Here is a 16,928-nt window from a genome sequence, read left to right on the forward strand (position 1 = left end):
ACGGTGAAGCGGTAGCCGAGCAGACCGGCGGCTTCGGCCACTTCGCCCTCGCCCAGCAATCCGCGGATGCGGCTGGACGACACCACCTCGGCGCCCTCGTCCCGGAAGGCGTCGACGAGCGTGACGCCGAAGCCGTGACGCTCGCCGGCCGCCATCAGGTAGGCCGGGCCGCCTTGACGATCCTTGCCGAAGTGGAAATCGAACCCGGTCACGGCGTGGGTAATGCCAAGGTTCGTTTCCAGCACATCCGTCACGAACGCTTCCGCCGACAGCGAGGCGAAGTCGCGCGTGAACGGCTGTTCGACCAGCGCGGCAAAGCCCAGCAGCGACAGGAGCCGCGCCTTCATCGGCGGCGGCGTCAGCACGAACAACGGGATATCAGGCCTGAAGATCTTGCGCGGATGCGGTTCGAATGTCAGCACCAGGGCCGGTGCGCCGCGCCGTCCGGCCTCGGCGGAGGCGCGCTCGAGCACCGCCTGATGGCCGCGATGGACGCCATCGAAATTGCCGATCGCCACCACGCCGCCGCGCAGGTCTGCGGGAAGCGGCGCGGTTGCCAGGATGCGCTGGAAGGCTGCCATCGTCACCTACCGAAGTCTGGGAATGACGGCCACCGGACCATAGCCATGCTTTTCCAGGAACGCCGCCAATCTTGCCGGATCCGGTTGCAAGGCATCGCCATAGTCGCGGGCATGGATGCCGCCGGAGACATAAAGAACATCGAAGCCATTGTCGGCGGCGCCCTTCACATCGGTCATCATGCCATCGCCGATGGCCAGCACCCGGCTGCGCTCGACCGGCCGGCCAAGAATCTCGGCGACCTCCTTCATCGCGAGATTGTAGATCGGCGCGTATGGTTTTCCAGCGATCAATGTGCGGCCGCCGAGCTGGGCATAGTCACGCGCCAGCGCGCCGGCACACCAGATGATGCGTTCGCCGCGCTCGACCACGATGTCGGGATTTGCGCAGATGAAAGGCAGGTTCCGGGCGCGCAGCCGCCGCAGGAGCTCCGTGTAATCCTCGGGCTTCTCGACCTCGTCGTCGAACAGGCCGGTGCAGACGACGCCGGATGCTTCGAACTCCTCGACAAGCTCCACGTCGAGACCTTCATAGAGAGTGAAGTCACGGTCGGCGCCGATATGGAAAATCCTGCGCGGCCCTTCGGCGATCAGATCCCGGGTCACGTCGCCTGAGGTAACCACCCGGTCGTAGGCTGACGGTGGAACACCGATCGCGTTCATCTGCGCCACGACATCGGCACTTCTGCGCGGCGAATTGGTGATCAGGACCACGGGGATTTTCGCCTCTCGAGCCCTTGCCAATGCGGAGGCCGCCACCGGGAAATGCGTTTCGCCATTGTGGACCACGCCCCAGACGTCGCACAGGATTGCCGAATAGGCCTTCGACACGTCTTCGAGCGAGCCGATGATTTCAGGCGAATTCGCCATGCCGTTTCCTTCAGTCGTGATCGTTGCGACGCCGCGACCGACGGTTCGCCGCAGCCGGTTCGGATTAGCCGAACCGCCCCGGCCTGTCACCAGCTTTCGCCAGGCACGATTGGTTAGCGGTTGGTGAAGCGCTGCCCCGGCAATAGAGCCATTTCCCAAACGCGGCCTTCAGCGTTTTGTGGAAAGCTGGCATCAATCGAGAATCCGCCGGCGGGGGCCGCTGCAAGACATGTATGGACTTTGGCGTCAGTTCTGCCGCGACCAACGCGGCAACTATGCTCTTATGACCGTCGTCGCAATGGTTCCGCTCATGGGCGCCCTGGCGATAGCCGTCGATTTCACCGAGATGAGCCGCGAAAAACAGGCGGTTTCGAATGCGCTCGATGCCGCAAACTTCGCCACGGCGCGCCGGCTGACGGAGGGTGCCACCGACGATCAGTTGAGAGCCTATGCACTCGACTTCTTCAATGCCAACCTCAACAAGATCAACCCCGCCAACACGACGCTCACCGTCACCTTGCCAAGCAACACCACCGGGGGCGGCTTGCTCAAGATGAGCGCGCGGCTTGACTACAAACCCTACTTCTATCCGGTCTTCGGCCAGCTCGTCGGCAAATCCGAAACCGACGCCAACCAGAAGATCAGCTTCAATGTCACCTCGGAAGTGCGGCTGAAGAACACTCTTGAAGTCGCTCTGGCGCTCGACAATTCCGGGTCGATGACCAAGACCGGAACGGGCTCGGGGCAAACGCGCATCGACCTTCTCAAGACCGCGGCCAAACAGCTGGTCGACACGCTGGCCCAGCAGGCGGCGATGATCAAGCAGGTCGACAGGCCGGTGCAGTTCGGCCTCGTGCCGTTTGCCGCCTCGGTCAATGTCGGACCCGGCAATGGTAACGCGTCCTGGATGGATACCGAAGGCCTGTCACCGGTATCGAACGAGAATTTCGACTGGTCGACGCTGAACGCAGCCGACAAATATGCCCAGCAGACCAACGGCATCTGGTACAAGCGCGGCACCGGATGGGGTACCGACGAAGGCCAGATGCTGACCCGGTTTTCGCTCTACCGGGACATGAAGGTCGTCACCAACCATGAGCGTGTCACCAACAGCAAGCGCGTGGTTTGCGACGAATACAACTCGAACAACACCTGCAAACGAAGCCATGACGAATATGATTACATCGATTCCTATGGCCCGTTCGCCAGTTGGCAAGGTTGCGTCGAGGCCAGGCCCTATCCCTACAATGCTAACGACGCCGCGCCGTCCGGCGGCTCGGCGAACACCGGCATAGGGGTTGGCGATCCGGCAACGATGTTCGTGCCGATGTTCGCCCCCGACGAACCCGGCAACCATTGGAGGCTCACCCAAGATCCCGATGAGGCCACGCCGACGACCTACGGCGCCGTGAACAGCTGGTGGAACGACGACCCGACAAGCAGCACCGGCCAATCCCGGTTGCGCAACATGGCCAAATATTTCCAGCCGCGGCCGATCAATGCGCCGGCGCTGGCCGCCGGCAACGGGCCGAACTACAGCTGCTCCACCAACCCGATCACGCCGCTGACCGATGTCAGCGTTGCCACTGGGCTCACCGCGATCAAGGCCGCGATCGACCTGATGAAGCCCGATGGCGGCACAAATGTTCCAGAAGGCATGGCCTGGGGATGGCGCGTGGTTTCGAGCGGCGAGCCCTTCACGCAAGGCCGCCCGGAAACCGAGAGAGGCAATGACAAGGTCGTGATCGTGCTGACCGACGGCGCCAACACCTACTACACGCCTTCTTCGCTCGGCTATTCCGACCCCGCCGATTCGAAGTCGACCTATGCATCCTTCGGCTATCTCAAACCCGGCTACAACGGCACGTCGGTGGGCCGCCTGTTCATGGGCACATCGAGCACCATTGGCCAATTCGATTATTCTAACGGCAATTATACCAACGCGCTCAACGAGCAGATGGCGACGCTTTGCAACAACGCCAAGGCAGCCAACATCATGGTGATGACTGTGGCGCTCGATCTGTCCACGACTAAAATCGCCGACCAGCAGGCGATCGAGGCGCTGAAATCCTGCTCGTCGAACTCGCGCTTCCGCAAGGATCCAACGGACGCGAGCAAGCCGGCAAAACTGTTCTGGAACGCTACCGGCGCCAGTTTGTCGAACGATTTCAAGGAAATCGGCAACGAACTGTCGAACCTGCGCATCGTCGGCTGATCCGTAGGCACCGGCGGCTAGCTGGAACAATAGCTGGCGCCGCCATGCACTTGCGCGCGCTGCCGGGGACAGGCACATCTTGGCCGCCTGCCGGATCGCGCGTCCATTCGCGGCGCGCGGGGGAAGAACAGATGCCCGAAACAGCCAATCATCTCGCCTTCGCGCTGGTCTGCCTCGGCATGGTGCTGACGCCTGGCCCCAACATGATCTATCTGATCTCGCGTTCCCTATCGCAGGGGCCGAAGGCGGGGCTGATCTCGCTTGGCGGCGTGGCACTCGGTTTTGTCTTCTATGTGCTGGCGGCGGCGTTCGGCATCACCGCGCTGCTGCTCGCCGTGCCCTACGCCTATGACGCGCTGCGCTTTGCCGGCGTGCTCTACCTGCTGTGGCTGGCCTGGCAGGCGGTGAAGCCGGGCGGACGCTCGCCGTTCGAAGTGCGCGAATTGCCGAGGGACAGGCCGCGCAAGCTTTTCGCCATGGGCCTGATGACCAATCTGCTCAATCCGAAGGTGGCCGTGCTCTATCTGTCGCTGTTGCCGCAGTTCATCAGCCCCGGCAAAGGCCACGTGCTGTCGCAGCTTCTGGTGCTCGGCGCGACGCAGATCTCGATCAGCCTCAGCGTCAATGCCGTCATCGCGGTGACGGCCGGTTCGATCGCCACCTTTCTCGCCGGACGGCCTTTGTGGCTGGTCATCCAGCGCTGGATGATGGGCACCGTGCTGGCGGCACTTGCGCTGAAGATGGCGACAGAGGCGCAGCGCTGAGGGTGCTGATCTACATCGGCCGCCTTATCTGCTGTGCCCGCTCCGGCTCGACCACCTTGCGGTAGAGATGCCAGGTGGCATGGCCGAGCACCGGCATGACGACGGCGAGCCCGGCAAACAGCGGGATCGAACCGATCACCAGAAGCACGGCGACCAGCAAGCCCCACAGCGCCATCTGCAGCGGGTTGGCCATCACCGCCCTGGCCGAGGTCTCGATGGCTGAGACGGCGCCGACGTCACGGTCGAGCAGCAGCGGGAAGGCAACCACGGTAGTGGCCAGCACGATTACGGCGAAGACAAAGCCCGCGGCATTGCCGGCAAGGATCAGCGTCCAGCCCTTGCTGGTGGTCAGCACGTCGCGGACGAAGCCACCGATCGAGGCCGGCGGCTGGTCGCCGAACAGGCCGGTGTAGATCGACTGCGCCGTGTAGAGCCACAACAGGAACAGCGCCACCAGCATGACGCCGATGACAGCGATCGACGGGACAGCGGACGAGCGCCGCACATCAAACGCGTGCCACCAGGAGGTGTTCATGCCGAGCTCACGCCGGCGGCTGATCTCGTAAAGGCCGAGCGCCGCAAACGGCCCGACCAGCGCGAAACCCGACATCAGGGGATAGATGAGCTGGATGGCATTGGCGCCGGACGTCCACTGCGTCAGGATCAGGCCGACGATGGGATAGATCAGGCACAGGAACACGTAGTGCGATGGTTTTGCCCAGAAATCCTCGAAGCCGAGGCGCAGCGCATCCCAAAGGTCCGACGTGGTGATGCGGCGCACCGTTGGCTGCACATGCATTCCACGTGCGTCCGCCATAACATGAAAGCCGGCCATAACCTTCCTCCCGTGTGTCGGGGCGGTCACCGCCTGGATGGCCGCCAGAGCTGCCACTTCAAGATCGAGAGGCATGATAGCAGAGTTGGCGGCGATTGTCGCCGCGTCAATTGCCTGGGGCGCAACTCCTCGTAGTGTTCAACTCTCCGTATGGCCTCTCATATGGCGTGCCTCGGCAGTCTTTCGTTTTAGCCAATCATTGTTCTGCATTTTAGCATTTACGCATTTTAGCATTTACTTAAATTACTCGTAGGGATCTCTGGCGTATCACCTGAGCTTTACGAGGTTCGGCGAGGAACTATGTTCGCATTGAGAGGCTTCTGGTCTTCGGAGCACGGCAACTTTGCCATGACGACCGCCGTCGCGATGCTGCCGATAATGATTGGTTTGGCCGGCGCCGTTGATCTGATCGGCACGAGCCATGACGCCTCGCAACTGCAGAACTCGCTGGACGCGGCGGGGCTCGCCATCGGCACGAAGTTCTCTCCCGATATGGCGGCCGGCGATGTCCAGGAGCTTGGGCTGCAATTCTTCGCCGCCAATATGAGCGTGGCCGACCAGCAGGAATATTTGGGCAGCGTCTCCGCTTTCGCGGCAACGGCAAGCGGCAGCCCAAGCGCCTACTTTATCTCGCTGTCGTCCAGCATAAGCCGCCCAAGCTTCATCAGCGCCTCGGCCCCCTGGCAGGCCTCCCGCTCGGCCTCGGTCAAGGTAAAACCTGGCGCACAGGCCTGCGTGCTGGCGCTCGATCCGCATGCGTCCGCCGCCGTGAACCTCCAGGGCTCGACCAACGTCTCGATGGACAATTGCGTGATCGCGGCGAACTCGGACGCGTCCGATTCCGTCAACAGGGGTGGCTCCGCGCTGGTTTCAGCCGGCTGTGTCTCAACCGTCGGCGGCACCAGCGGGCTGTTGCCACCCAGCGCCAGTCTCGCCTGCGGAACGCCGCACGAACATAGGTACGCGTCCTTTGATCCATTGGCCGACGTCGTTCCTCCCCCTTACACATTGTGTTTGCCTGTCCCGAACGGCAAAACCTACACGCTGTCGCCCGGCACTTATTGCGACAAGACATTGTCGGGGGACATCACGCTTGATCCGGGCGTCTACATCATGCGCGGCACCACCATAAAGCCAGGGGGGAACGGCAGCCTGGCTGGCCAGGGCGTGACCATATTCCTCATGGAAAGCGCTGAGATCTACATAAATGCCAATGAGAAGGTGAACCTTTCCCCGCCCACCAGCGGCCCTTATGCTGGCATCACCATTTTCCAGGATCACGGCAACACGTCTGCTCTGACATTGAATGGCGGCGCAAATTCCGTGCTCAGCGGTTTCATTTACGCGCCGGACGCGCCCATTTCCTACGCCGGCAACTCTGATATGAGCGCCCAGGGCGACTGTCTCAGGCTTGTCGGCAATACGATTCAGATGACCGGAAACTCGTCCGTCAAGTCGGACTGCGCGGCGGCGCTTGGAAATCGCACAATGTACGCCGATCGGATGATCACTCTGGTGAAATGAGAACGACAGGCGGCCCAAGCGGTAGCGTTGAGAAAAATGGCGGTCCCCTTTAACAATGCCGGAGTGCGGTGGCGACCGCACTCCGGCAGATCAGCGCCTCTCACAAAGGCACATCCTGGTTGAAAACAGAGTGTCGCTACGATTTCGCCGCCGCCGCGAAGCGATCGATCACCTCAGTCAGGGGGACGTGGCCAAGGCAGGCGCCAGAACCGGCGGGCTGTTCGCCATCCTCAACAGCCAGCGCATAACGCACGGCCGGATCGGATTCGATGCGAAGGCGCAATCCGGCCAGCTTGGGATAGGCAGCGCCGTCGATCGCCTGGTGAAACTCCGCCCAGCGCGCCACGCCGATCAGCGTGGTATCGGCCAGCGTCAGCCGGTCGCCGACCAGGAAATCCGTGTCGGCGATCATCGCCTCGAGCCGATCATGACGTTCCGCAACGGCCTTGCGGCCGAACTCCCGCAAGGTCGCCTTCAGCGCCGGTTCATCCGCCGCCATTTCCAATGCCACCCAGAGCGGGCTGAAGGCGGCGGTGAACCCGGTGTTCACGAAGGCCATCAGCTGGTGCATGCGGTCGGCTTGCGGCGTGCGCGGTTCGAAGCTGATGCGGCGCTGTGTGTCGCGGGCTTCGAGCCACGAGGCGATGGCCATTGTCTCGGTGAGCACCCGGCCTTCGTCGGTGATCAGCACCGGCGTTTCCTGACGGTCGTTGATGCTGGCATAGGCATCGTTTTTCATCTCGGTGAGCATGTCGACGCGGCACAGGCGATAGGGTTGCCCGACGCGTTCAAAGGCAGCGACAAGCCCCATCGAGCTTCCCGCCGGGAAGCCGTAAAGGAGGATAGGTTCCATTTGTTTTCTTCCGTGATTGAGAGGATCACGCCGCGCAGCGAAACTTGACCCTAAACGCTTGTCGTCCCATGTAAATTACGCACAATTCTGTAACCAGGATCCGCCCATGAAAGACGTCGTCTCACGCTGCCCGATCGAAGAGACCATGCGCGTGCTCAGCGGTCGCTGGCCCACACTGCTGCTCTATTATCTGAAGGACGGGACCAAGCGGTTCAGCGACCTGAGACGTGACAACCCGACCGTGTCACATCGCATCCTGACCCTGGAACTGCGCAAGCTGGAGGACGCCGGTATCGTGCGGCGAACGGTGCGTCCGGGTTATCCGTTGCGGGTCGACTATGACCTCACGGCGCCTGGCCGCAAACTTGTACCGCTCATCGACGCGCTGGGCGCCTGGTGGGTGCATACGGAAGACGATCGCCAGACTTCATCGACACTGGAGACTTACGCCGGCATGGCGGCAGGTTAATTCTGATCGATTGAGGCAGGATGATCGCCGGCCAGTCGTCCAAACATCCTGAAGTCGTGGTAGGCGCCCTTGAACCGGGCTTTCTGCCGTAGCGTCCCCTCGTAGCGGAAGCCGGCTTTCTCCAGCACACGGTCCGATCCGGTATTGCCCGGCAGCGTCCACGCCTCGATGCGATTGAGCAGGAAAAACCGATGGCCGCAAAGAGCGACGGCAGCAGCCGCTTCGGTCATCAGACCTCTGCCCCAGAAGTCCGGATGCAACTCGTAGCCGATCTCGCCGCACTTCGATTTAGGGACGAACCAATTGTAGCGAATCGCACCGGCCATGGTCTTCGAAGCGCGATCCTCGATGATCCAGGCGCAGCCTTTGCCAGTAGGAAAGACCTTGCACATCCATCTCATTGCCCGATCCGCCACCGCCTTGGACGGCGCATCCCGCCAGTTCGAGAACCGGGTGACCTCGGGGATCGACAGGATATTCCGGAAGGCATCGGCATCTTCGAGGGCCGGAGCGCGCAGCAGCAGACGGGCTGTAGAGAGCGTCGGGAAGGTGCGGGCAGTTTTTGGCATCGGATTCTCACCTCACTCGGGACACCTGGACTATTGCCCGAAAGGGGGCGCTTCAACACTTCAACATTACGCGATGCATTTTTTTGCGAAAAACCAAACGTATGGGTTCTCGCGCAATTTTCACCGCTTGCCCGTCAAAAGCCATGATCGCGACTATTCAGACAGGAATGGCCATTGATCATTCCCATTCCATCGAACCGCGCCCGATGCCGAGCAGGCGCATGGTGCTGACCGGCCTCGCAGCCTTGGCGGGCCTCGCCGCCTGCAGCACCGTTTCACTGCCGTCAGGCGAAGGCGCCGGGGTCTCCTCCTCCGCCACGAGCACGCTGGCCAGCATCCGCGTCTCGGCCGGGCTTGCGCCGCTGGTCCCCGACCGGCAGCTCGAACAGGCCGCCCTGCAGCAGGCTGGCTACATGGCGCAGCGCCGCCGCATGAGCCACACCACCGGCTGGGGCAAGGATTTCGCCTCGCGCGTCAGGGACAGTCGAATTTCCGGTGCCGCGGCGGAGAACATCGCCGAGGGTCGTTTCGACCTCGAGAAACTGTTCGACATCTGGGTGCATTCACCAGGCCATCGCCGCAACATGCTCGACCCGCGCTTCACCCGCTTCGGCCTTGCCTATGTGCGCGATGGCAGCGACAGCAAGCTCCGTTACTGGAGCCTGGTGCTCGGGAAATAGAGCTAATCCATATGCGCTGCCGGCGCGCCGCCGGCAGGCGCCTGCTTGGGCTTGCGCAGCAGGAAAACAAACGGGATGGCAAGCAGCGTCATGACCATGAGTATTTTGAAGTCATTGACGTAGGAAATCATCATCGCCTGGAGATTGACCATGCGATCGACCTGCGAAAGCGCCGTCGGATCGCCGCTCGCGGCTGCCGGAGAGACCGCCCAAAGATTTGGGTTGAACGGGTTGATGAAGGCCGAAAGCTCGGCGTGGTTGACCTGCGTGTTGCGCACCATCAGAACCGTCACGACCGACACGCCGATGGACGAGCCAAGATTGCGCACCAGGCTGAACAGGGCCGTGGCATCGGTGCGGAAGCGCACGTCAAGCGTGGCGAAGGCGACGGTCGACAGCGGCACGAACACCATTCCCATGCCCAGCCCCTGGATGACGCCGGAGCTGATGATCAGCCAGTTGTCCATCTGCGGCGTGAAGCTGGACATGGTGTAGAGCGACTGCGCGGTCAGGAGGAAACCGATAACGACCAGGATCCGGGCGTCGATCTTGCTCATCAGCCGGCCGACGACCAGCATCGAAATCATGGTGCCGACACCGCGAGGCCCTATGACGACGCCGATGGTGACGGTCGGATAGCCGAAGATGGTCGACAGCATTGGCGGCAGCAGCGACATGCTCGCCAGGATGAGCACACCCATGACGAAGATGAACGCCAGCCCGGTCACGAAATTGCGGTCAAGGAAGATCTTGGGATCGATGAAAGGGTGTTCCGCAGTCATGGTGTGAATGATGAACACCCAGAAGCCGGTGAGCGAAAGACCAAGTTCGATCCAGATCTCGACCGAGGAAAACCAGTCGACCTCGCCGCCGCGGTCGAGCAGCAGCTGAAGCGCGCCGACGCCGAGCGATATCATGGCGAAGCCGAAGAAATCGAAGCCGCGCACCCGCCGGGCAACGGCCGGCAAGTAGGCGGCCATGCCGAGAAAGGCGACGATGCCGACCGGCAGGTTGATGAAGAACACCCAGCGCCAGTTGAAATTCTCGGTCAGCCAGCCACCCAGCGTCGGGCCCAGAATCGGCCCCAGCATGATGCCGGCGCCCCAAATGGCCATCGCCTGGCCATGGCGTTCCCTGGGATTGATGTCGAGCAGGAAGGTTTGCGACAGAGGCACGATCGCCGCTCCGAACACGCCTTGCATCAGCCGGAAGAACACTATGCTCTCCAGGCTCCAGGCGATGCCGCACAGCATCGAGAATATGGTGAAACCGACCACCGCCGTCAGGAACAGTTCCTTGCGGCCGAAGCGGTCGGCCAGCCAGCCGGTGACCGGCGTCATGATGGCGGCGGCAACGATGTAGGAGGTCAGCACCCAGTTGATGTTGTCAGGCGAGGCGCCGAGGTCGCCGGTCATGGTCGGCAGCGCCACGTTGGCGATCGTCGTGTCGAGCGCCTGCATGACCGTCGCCAGCATGAGCGCGACCGTGATCAGGCCGCGATGCGGCACTTCTTTGAAAGGTTCGGGCGTGCTCATGGCGTGGAACTTCCAGCAGGTAACAAAAACGTGTACAAGGGGTTTCCGGGCGGCAACGCCTTCCGTTGAGAGACCCTCGTCGCGGTGGGACGCGATCGTCGATGTGGGGGTTACATCGACTGAAAGTCTCTGATGAGCGGATGCCTGCCGCCCGGAAACATGAGGACCGACGGGTCCGCGTCGGAGATTTCAGATTTCGGCCAGGCCGCGACGCGGCAGCGCCAAAACGCTGATCCTTCCAGCTCCTCCCATCAGACCAATCCTGCTATTCACCTCCGCCGCTGGTCCTGCGGCAATCTGTTGACGTTACTGCGCGGCCTCGCCAGCCGTGGCGTGACCAAAGATCGAGGGCAGGCCACGCGCCACGCCGGTGTCGACGGTAACGGTGGCGCTCATGCCGGTGCGCAACGCCATCTTGGCGTCCGCATCGATCAGTTCGAGACGAACCGGGATACGCTGTGTGACCTTGACCCAGTTGCCGGTGGCATTTTGGGCCGGCAGCAGCGAGAACTCGGCTCCCGTGCCGGCGCCGATCGCCTTGACCGTCGCCTCGAAGGTGCGCCCTGGATAGGTGTCGACCACGATCTCGGCCTTCTGGCCGGGCTTCATGTGGGTGAGCTGCGTTTCCTTGAAATTGGCATCGATCCAGGTGTCACCGGTCTCGACCAGCGAAAACAGCGGCGTGCCGGAACCGACATACTGACCGACCTTGAACGACGAGGCCTGGCTGACGATGCCGTCCGCCGGCGCCTTGACCGTTGTCTGGGCCAGGTCGTAGGCCGCCTTGTCGCGCGCGGCGAGCGCGGCCATCACGGTCGGGTGCTTGTCGGTCTCGATGTCGGGATTGCCGCCAAGGCCTGCCTTGGCGCTGATGATGCCTTGCTCGGCAACCGCCAGCTGCTGCTTGGCCTTGTCGAGATCGTTCTTGGCTTCGTCGAGCGACGATTTGGCGTTGATGCCCTTCTGGGCGAGATCGGCGGCGCGGTCGAACTGCGACTGGGCGAAGGCGACCTGGCTGGCATCGGACTTCTGCTGAGCCATCGACTGGCCATAGGCCGCGCGCAACTGCTCGACATTGAGACGCGCGCCCGCAACCGCGGCGTCGGCCTGCGCCAGCGCGATCCGGTAGGGCTCGGGGTCGATGGCAAACAGCTCGTCACCCTGCTTGACCAGCTGGTTATCGAAGATGTCGACCTTAACGATGCGGCCGGCCGTGTCGGAAGCGATCGACACCTTGGCCTGCTGCAGATTGGCGTTCTCGGTCTCCTGATAGCGGCCGCCGGTGACCCAGACATAGCCGCCGCCGACAGCCAATGCCGCAGGCAGCGCGACCATCAGCAGGAAGCGGCCCAGCCGGCGCTTTTTCTTCACGGGCACTGGGGCCGGCTGCACCGGGGGAGCAACCGCCGGCGGGGCCGCGGCCGGCTGCGCCGGCGCTTCCATGTCCAGTTCGGTCACTTTCTCGTCTATCTTGGCTACCGCGTTCATGCTGCTGCGCCCTCTATATTCTTCACTTTTTCAATGGACGGCGTCTCGTCGTCGGTCAGGTTGCGGACCATCGCCTCAAGCCCTTCGATGAGGACGCGACGGGCTTCCGGCTTCACGCCGACCAGCGATTCCTCATAGACTTCTCCGGCAATGCTCTTGATCACGGCGTAGGCATCGCTTGCCTTGGGCGTCAGGAAGATCATGCGGACGCGACGATCGGCGGCGTCGGACCGACGCTCGATCCAGCCTCCCTCTTCCATGCGGTCGACCAGGCGCGAAACGCTGATCGGCTCGATTTCGAGAAGTTCGGCCAGCCGCGCCTGCGCGACACCGTCTTCCTTGGCAACGCGGACCAGAAGCCGCCATTGCGCCGAAGAAAGCCCCAAGCCACTGGCCCTCGCCTCGAAGCGCTTGCGCATCAAGCGCTGCACGTCGTGGATCAAGAAGCCCAATCTGTCGATGCCATCGGAAACCATGAGCGAGATATATAATAAGCGTGCTTACTATTCAAGACGCCGCGTTGCACGAGAAGCCGGCAATGTGCATGGCAGCTTTGCCGGACCAATCATGGTTAGCGATTTGCGAACGCATGATGGCCGCGCCGCCTCTACACTGGTCGCGTCTGGCATATTGATGTACAGCCGCTGAACAGGATCGGGGGATCAACGCATGCCGACGCTTTACGCTCTCAAGCCGGCCTTCCAGGGTCGACTGCGGCCGCTGGTCAACCGGCTGGCGGCAATCGGGGTCACGGCAAACAGCATAACCATCCTGGCGGCCGCGATGTCGATAGCCGCCGGCGCGGCCATTGCGATCTGGCACGAATGGCGCTGGCTGCTGTTGCTTATCCCCGCGGTGATGTTCGTGCGCATGGCGTTGAATGCCGTGGACGGCATGCTGGCGCGCGAGCATGGCCAAGCCTCGACGCTTGGCATGTATCTGAACGAGTTGTGCGACGTCGTTTCGGACCTCGCGCTGATTCTCCCTTTTGCCGTCTTTCCCGAATTTGGCGCATGGGGCGTCGTCGCCTTCGCGATATCGGCCGTGCTGACCGAGTTCGCCGGCGTGCTCGGCATCGCTGCCAAGGTCGGGCGTAATTATGCCGGGCCGTTCGGCAAGAGCGACAGGGCGCTGGCGCTCGGCGTCGTCGCCACGCTGTGTGCCGCCGGGCTGTGGCCGGCATCGATAACGCCGTTTGTGTTTCCGGCCATGGCAACGCTTTCGCTGCTGACCGCCATAAACCGGATACGCGCCGGCATTATTGGCAGCGCCAGCTGAGCATCGAGGCTCGCCATGCCGCCAGAGGGGAAGACCATGATGCACGAACCGATCGCCGCCGCGGCCACGGAAAGCCTTGCGCGGCAAGCACAGGAGCGGGTTTTCCGCAGCCATGACGGGACGGAGATCTTCTACCGATTCTGGCCGGCGGCCTCCGCCGATGCCAAGGGCGCAGTGGTGCTCTTCCATCGCGGCCACGAGCATGGCGGCCGCATGGCCCATCTCGTCGATGAATTGCAGATGCCGGACCACGCCTTCTATGCCTGGGATGCCCGCGGCAATGGCCGCTCGTCCGGCGAGCGCGGCTATGCGCCCTCCTTCTCGGCGCTGGTGCGCGACATCGACTGCTTCATGCGCGAGACCGCTGCCAGGGATGGCTTTGCCACTCGGGATATCGCGCTGATCGCACAATCCTTCGGCGCCGTGCTGGCTGCCGCCTGGGTGCATGACTATGCGCCGAAGCTGCGCGCCATGGTGCTGGCCTCACCGGCCTTCTCGGTAAAACTCTACGTGCCCTTCGCCAAGGAGGGCATCGCACTCTGGCAGAAGATCAAGGGCCGCTTCTTCGTCAATTCCTACGTCAAGGCGAAATTCCTGACCCATGATCCCGTGCGCATCGCCTCTTTCGAGAGCGATCCGCTGATCACGCGGCCGATCGCCTCCAACATACTGGTCGAACTCTACCAGCATGCCGCACGCATCGTCAGTGACGCCCGCGCCATCACCGTGCCGACGCAGCTTCTGCTTTCGGGCAGCGACTGGGTCGTGCGCCACGGCCCGCAGCATGAGTTCTTCGTCAATCTCGGCAGCCGCACCAAGGAACGCCATGTGCTGCCTGGTTTCTTCCACGACACGCTGGGCGAGCGCGACAGGGCGCAGGCCCTCGACCTGATCCGGCCATTCCTGGCCAGGCAGTTCGAGGCAGCCGATGCGCCGGTCGACCTGAAGCAGGCGGACATCGCCGGCTACACACGCGACGAGGCCGATAGGCTTGCCTCGCCGCTCGCTCTGATGTCGCCAAAGGGCCTCTATTGGGCATTCAGCCGTGCCTCCATCCGCATGGGCGCCTGGGTCTCGCAAGGTATGAAGGCCGGCGTGACCACCGGCTTCGATTCCGGCTCGACGCTCGACTACGTCTACGAGAACAATGCGCGCGGGCTTACGCCTCTTGGCCGCGTCGTCGACCGCATTTTCCTGGAGGCCATTGGCTGGCGCGGCATCCGCCAGCGCAAGCTGCATCTCGAAGAGCTCATCGGCTCTTGCCTGGCGACGCTCAAGGCCGCTGGCCGGCCGGTGCACATTCTCGACATCGCGGCCGGCCATGGCCGCTATGTTCTCGATGCCATCGTGAAGAGCCCCGATCAGCCGGCGAGCGTTCGCCTGCAGGATTATTCCGACCTCAACGTCGAGCTTGGCCGCAAGCTGATCGCCGAGCGGCAATTGCCGGCTGATGTCTCATTCCAGCGCGCCGACGCCTTCGATGCCGACATGCTCGCATCGATCGATCCGGCTCCGGATCTTGCCATCGTTTCCGGCCTTTACGAGTTGTTCTCCGACAATGCGATGATAGCCCGCTCGCTCGGTGGATTGGCCAGCGCCATGCAGCCGGGAAGCCTGTTGCTCTACACCAACCAGCCCTGGCATCCGCAGCTCGAGATGATCGCCCGCAGCCTGACTTCGCATCGCGGCGGCGAGGCCTGGGTGATGCGGCGGCGCACGCAGGGTGAGATGGACCAGCTCGTCGAAGCCGCCGGTTTCGAAAAACTCGACCAGCGCATCGACCAATGGGGCATCTTCACCGTCTCGGTCGCGCGGCGCCGCTGAACAGCATGGTCTCATCGCCTGCCCCCACCGCGCGCACCGAGCCTTATGGACGGGTGATCGTCAGGGCGGCGCTGTGGCTGGCCTTCCTGGCGCCGTTCTTCTATCTCAGCTACGGCTTCGCCAACTGGCTGGCCTCGCGGCGCGACGAGGTCGGCAGCATCGTGTTCTCGTGGGAACACAGCATTCCGTTCGTCGCCTGGACCATCGTGCCCTATTGGTCGATCAATCTGTTCTATGGCCTGTCGCTGCTGCTCAACAACGACAAGCAAGGCGTCGACCGCCTGGCCGGGCGCTATCTCACCGCGCAGGTCGTCGCCGTTATCTGCTTCATCCTGTTCCCGCTGACCGCGACATTCGTGCGACCGGCGACGACCGGCCTGCCGGGCTTCCTGTTTGCCGTGCTCGGCGGTTTCGACAAGCCGTTCAACCAGGCACCCTCGCTGCACATCGCCCTTTTGGTGATCATCTGGGATCATTGGCGCCACCGGCTCCGCGGGTTGCTCCTGCCGCTCTGGCATGGCTGGAGCTTCCTGATCGGTGCCTCGGTGCTGACGACCTGGCAGCATCACTTCATCGACATTCCGACCGGCGCGCTGCTCGGGTTCTTTGCGCTGTGGCTGTTTCCGCGCAGCGGCGCGTTGCCGTTTTCAGGCTTCCGGCTGACCAGCGATGTGAAAGCGCGGCGGCTGGCGCGGTTCTACGCTCTGGGCGCGGTCCTCGCGCTGGCCGGTGCAGCGCTCGGCGCCTTGTTCTGCGCCGTCGCGCTCTTCCTGCTTTGGCCGGCGCTGGCGCTGGCCATCGTCGCCTTCGCCTATGCAGGAGCAGGCGAAAAAGTGTTCCAGAAATCCGCCGATGGCAGCATCACGCTCGCAAGCCGTGTCCTGCTCTTGCCTTACCGTCTCGGCGCCAGGGCCAACATATGGGCCTGGACGCGCAAACTTGCTCCCCAGGTGGCGATTGCCGACGGCGTCTTTCTCGGGCGCTTTCCCACGGCACGCGAGGCCAGCAGCTTCGGCACGGTCATCGATCTCGCCGCCGAACTTAAGAGGCCTGCGGCAGCCGATTGCCGCTGGATCAGCTTTCCGATGGTCGACCTGTTGCCGCCGCCAGTGGCGATACGGCAACAGGCAGCCGGCGCGCTGGAGAGTGCGCGCCGCGACGGCACCGTGCTGGTGTGCTGCGCGCTCGGCTTCCAGCGCAGCGCCGGCGTCGTCGCCGAATGGCTGGTGGCGACCGGCAGGGCCAAGACGCCGGCGCTTGCCCGCGAAATGCTCGCGGCCCTCGGCCGGCCGGTTCATCTCGCAGAAGCCACGGATCCGGCGGCGTCATGACCGGCAATGCCTATCAGGACCGCACCGACCGCTTCGCCGGCATGCTGATGCGGCAGGCAGCGTGGCCTGCCGCAATCGTGGTGGCGGCAAATATCCTTGCGCCGCTGGCTGCCTC

The 16,928-nt window shown here is 63.0% G+C and carries 15 protein-coding genes and 1 pseudogene; 8 read left to right on the forward strand and 8 right to left on the reverse strand.

Going from position 1 to position 16,928, the window contains the following annotated elements:
* Together EN984_RS02370 and EN984_RS02375 are read right to left on the reverse strand one after the other, a co-directional pair.
* Nucleotides 1-581 (reverse strand): annotated as a pseudogene (locus tag EN984_RS02370) (bifunctional riboflavin kinase/FAD synthetase); the annotation flags it as partial.
* Between the two features lie 6 nt (nucleotides 582-587).
* The gene (locus tag EN984_RS02375) at nucleotides 588-1,448 is read right to left on the reverse strand and encodes a TIGR01459 family HAD-type hydrolase (protein ID WP_127271605.1); all 861 of its coding nucleotides are present in this window, start codon (nucleotides 1,446-1,448) and stop codon (nucleotides 588-590) included.
* 229 nt (nucleotides 1,449-1,677) lie between these two features.
* Here EN984_RS02375 and EN984_RS02380 point away from each other — a divergent pair, with 229 nt between their 5' ends.
* Entirely contained in the window at nucleotides 1,678-3,663 is a 1,986-nt protein-coding gene (locus tag EN984_RS02380; protein ID WP_206517186.1) for a TadE/TadG family type IV pilus assembly protein, read from the forward strand.
* Nucleotides 3,664-3,794: 131 nt separating this feature from the next.
* Nucleotides 3,795-4,427, forward strand: a complete 633-nt coding sequence (locus tag EN984_RS02385; protein ID WP_023813536.1) for a LysE family translocator — start codon at nucleotides 3,795-3,797, stop codon at nucleotides 4,425-4,427.
* 10 nt (nucleotides 4,428-4,437) lie between these two features.
* Here the strand turns inward: EN984_RS02385 and EN984_RS02390 are convergent, their stop codons facing one another.
* Nucleotides 4,438-5,262 (reverse strand): DUF2189 domain-containing protein, encoded by an 825-nt coding sequence (locus EN984_RS02390; RefSeq protein WP_127269027.1) that lies wholly within the window; start codon nucleotides 5,260-5,262, stop codon nucleotides 4,438-4,440.
* A gap of 300 nt (nucleotides 5,263-5,562) precedes the next feature.
* Between EN984_RS02390 and EN984_RS02395 the strand changes: the two genes are divergently transcribed.
* Nucleotides 5,563-6,786, forward strand: coding sequence for a TadE/TadG family type IV pilus assembly protein (locus tag EN984_RS02395; RefSeq protein WP_127269025.1), 1,224 nt, complete (start codon nucleotides 5,563-5,565; stop codon nucleotides 6,784-6,786).
* A gap of 136 nt (nucleotides 6,787-6,922) precedes the next feature.
* On the opposite strand, the gene EN984_RS02400 is transcribed toward EN984_RS02395, so the two are convergent.
* Nucleotides 6,923-7,639, reverse strand: a complete 717-nt coding sequence (locus EN984_RS02400) for a glutathione S-transferase family protein (RefSeq protein ID WP_127271609.1) — start codon at nucleotides 7,637-7,639, stop codon at nucleotides 6,923-6,925.
* A 106-nt stretch (nucleotides 7,640-7,745) separates the two neighbouring features.
* Here EN984_RS02400 and EN984_RS02405 point away from each other — a divergent pair, with 106 nt between their 5' ends.
* Nucleotides 7,746-8,108 carry a helix-turn-helix domain-containing protein gene (locus EN984_RS02405; protein ID WP_127269391.1) on the forward strand — a complete coding sequence of 121 codons (363 nt, stop codon included), beginning with the start codon at nucleotides 7,746-7,748 and terminating at the stop codon, nucleotides 8,106-8,108.
* Here EN984_RS02405 and EN984_RS02410 read toward each other — a convergent pair.
* A complete protein-coding gene (locus EN984_RS02410; protein ID WP_127269392.1) occupies nucleotides 8,105-8,677 on the reverse strand; it encodes a GNAT family protein in 573 nt (190 codons plus the stop codon). The genes EN984_RS02405 and EN984_RS02410 overlap by 4 nt on opposite strands.
* A gap of 167 nt (nucleotides 8,678-8,844) precedes the next feature.
* Between EN984_RS02410 and EN984_RS02415 the strand changes: the two genes are divergently transcribed.
* The gene (locus EN984_RS02415) at nucleotides 8,845-9,357 is read left to right on the forward strand and encodes a CAP domain-containing protein (protein ID WP_127269393.1); all 513 of its coding nucleotides are present in this window, start codon (nucleotides 8,845-8,847) and stop codon (nucleotides 9,355-9,357) included.
* Between the two features lie 2 nt (nucleotides 9,358-9,359).
* On the opposite strand, the gene EN984_RS02420 is transcribed toward EN984_RS02415, so the two are convergent.
* The 3 genes from EN984_RS02420 to EN984_RS02430 form a co-directional block, all read right to left on the reverse strand.
* Entirely contained in the window at nucleotides 9,360-10,892 is a 1,533-nt protein-coding gene (locus tag EN984_RS02420) for a DHA2 family efflux MFS transporter permease subunit (protein ID WP_127269394.1), read from the reverse strand.
* 306 nt (nucleotides 10,893-11,198) lie between these two features.
* The gene (locus EN984_RS02425) at nucleotides 11,199-12,380 is read right to left on the reverse strand and encodes an HlyD family secretion protein (protein ID WP_127271614.1); all 1,182 of its coding nucleotides are present in this window, start codon (nucleotides 12,378-12,380) and stop codon (nucleotides 11,199-11,201) included.
* Nucleotides 12,377-12,856 carry a MarR family transcriptional regulator gene (locus EN984_RS02430; protein WP_127267049.1) on the reverse strand — a complete coding sequence of 160 codons (480 nt, stop codon included), beginning with the start codon at nucleotides 12,854-12,856 and terminating at the stop codon, nucleotides 12,377-12,379. The genes EN984_RS02425 and EN984_RS02430 overlap by 4 nt, the downstream gene beginning before the upstream one ends.
* 193 nt (nucleotides 12,857-13,049) lie before the next feature.
* Here EN984_RS02430 and EN984_RS02435 point away from each other — a divergent pair, with 193 nt between their 5' ends.
* Genes EN984_RS02435 through EN984_RS02445 form a run of 3 tightly spaced genes read left to right on the forward strand, consistent with a single transcriptional unit; the run spans nucleotide 13,050 to nucleotide 16,813 of the window.
* Nucleotides 13,050-13,658 carry a CDP-alcohol phosphatidyltransferase family protein gene (locus tag EN984_RS02435; RefSeq protein WP_127267050.1) on the forward strand — a complete coding sequence of 203 codons (609 nt, stop codon included), beginning with the start codon at nucleotides 13,050-13,052 and terminating at the stop codon, nucleotides 13,656-13,658.
* A gap of 36 nt (nucleotides 13,659-13,694) precedes the next feature.
* Nucleotides 13,695-15,482 carry a bifunctional alpha/beta hydrolase/class I SAM-dependent methyltransferase gene (locus EN984_RS02440; protein WP_206517187.1) on the forward strand — a complete coding sequence of 596 codons (1,788 nt, stop codon included), beginning with the start codon at nucleotides 13,695-13,697 and terminating at the stop codon, nucleotides 15,480-15,482.
* Between the two features lie 5 nt (nucleotides 15,483-15,487).
* The gene (locus EN984_RS02445) at nucleotides 15,488-16,813 is read left to right on the forward strand and encodes a phosphatase PAP2/dual specificity phosphatase family protein (protein WP_127267058.1); all 1,326 of its coding nucleotides are present in this window, start codon (nucleotides 15,488-15,490) and stop codon (nucleotides 16,811-16,813) included.
* Nucleotides 16,814-16,928: the final 115 nt, after the last annotated feature.

Source organism: Mesorhizobium sp. M7A.F.Ca.CA.004.12.1.1, from assembly GCF_003997835.1.
Classification (GTDB): domain Bacteria; phylum Pseudomonadota; class Alphaproteobacteria; order Rhizobiales; family Rhizobiaceae; genus Mesorhizobium.

Coding starts and splice junctions, on each gene's coding strand:
- EN984_RS02375 (WP_127271605.1), bottom strand. CDS start 1,448: ATGGCGAATTCGCCTGAAATCATCGGCTCGCTCGAAGACGTGTCGAAG.
- EN984_RS02380 (WP_206517186.1), top strand. CDS start 1,678: ATGTATGGACTTTGGCGTCAGTTCTGCCGCGACCAACGCGGCAACTAT.
- EN984_RS02385 (WP_023813536.1), top strand. CDS start 3,795: ATGCCCGAAACAGCCAATCATCTCGCCTTCGCGCTGGTCTGCCTCGGC.
- EN984_RS02390 (WP_127269027.1), bottom strand. CDS start 5,262: ATGGCCGGCTTTCATGTTATGGCGGACGCACGTGGAATGCATGTGCAG.
- EN984_RS02395 (WP_127269025.1), top strand. CDS start 5,563: ATGTTCGCATTGAGAGGCTTCTGGTCTTCGGAGCACGGCAACTTTGCC.
- EN984_RS02400 (WP_127271609.1), bottom strand. CDS start 7,639: ATGGAACCTATCCTCCTTTACGGCTTCCCGGCGGGAAGCTCGATGGGG.
- EN984_RS02405 (WP_127269391.1), top strand. CDS start 7,746: ATGAAAGACGTCGTCTCACGCTGCCCGATCGAAGAGACCATGCGCGTG.
- EN984_RS02410 (WP_127269392.1), bottom strand. CDS start 8,677: ATGCCAAAAACTGCCCGCACCTTCCCGACGCTCTCTACAGCCCGTCTG.
- EN984_RS02415 (WP_127269393.1), top strand. CDS start 8,845: ATGGCCATTGATCATTCCCATTCCATCGAACCGCGCCCGATGCCGAGC.
- EN984_RS02420 (WP_127269394.1), bottom strand. CDS start 10,892: ATGAGCACGCCCGAACCTTTCAAAGAAGTGCCGCATCGCGGCCTGATC.
- EN984_RS02425 (WP_127271614.1), bottom strand. CDS start 12,380: ATGAACGCGGTAGCCAAGATAGACGAGAAAGTGACCGAACTGGACATG.
- EN984_RS02430 (WP_127267049.1), bottom strand. CDS start 12,856: ATGGTTTCCGATGGCATCGACAGATTGGGCTTCTTGATCCACGACGTG.
- EN984_RS02435 (WP_127267050.1), top strand. CDS start 13,050: ATGCCGACGCTTTACGCTCTCAAGCCGGCCTTCCAGGGTCGACTGCGG.
- EN984_RS02440 (WP_206517187.1), top strand. CDS start 13,695: ATGATGCACGAACCGATCGCCGCCGCGGCCACGGAAAGCCTTGCGCGG.
- EN984_RS02445 (WP_127267058.1), top strand. CDS start 15,488: ATGGTCTCATCGCCTGCCCCCACCGCGCGCACCGAGCCTTATGGACGG.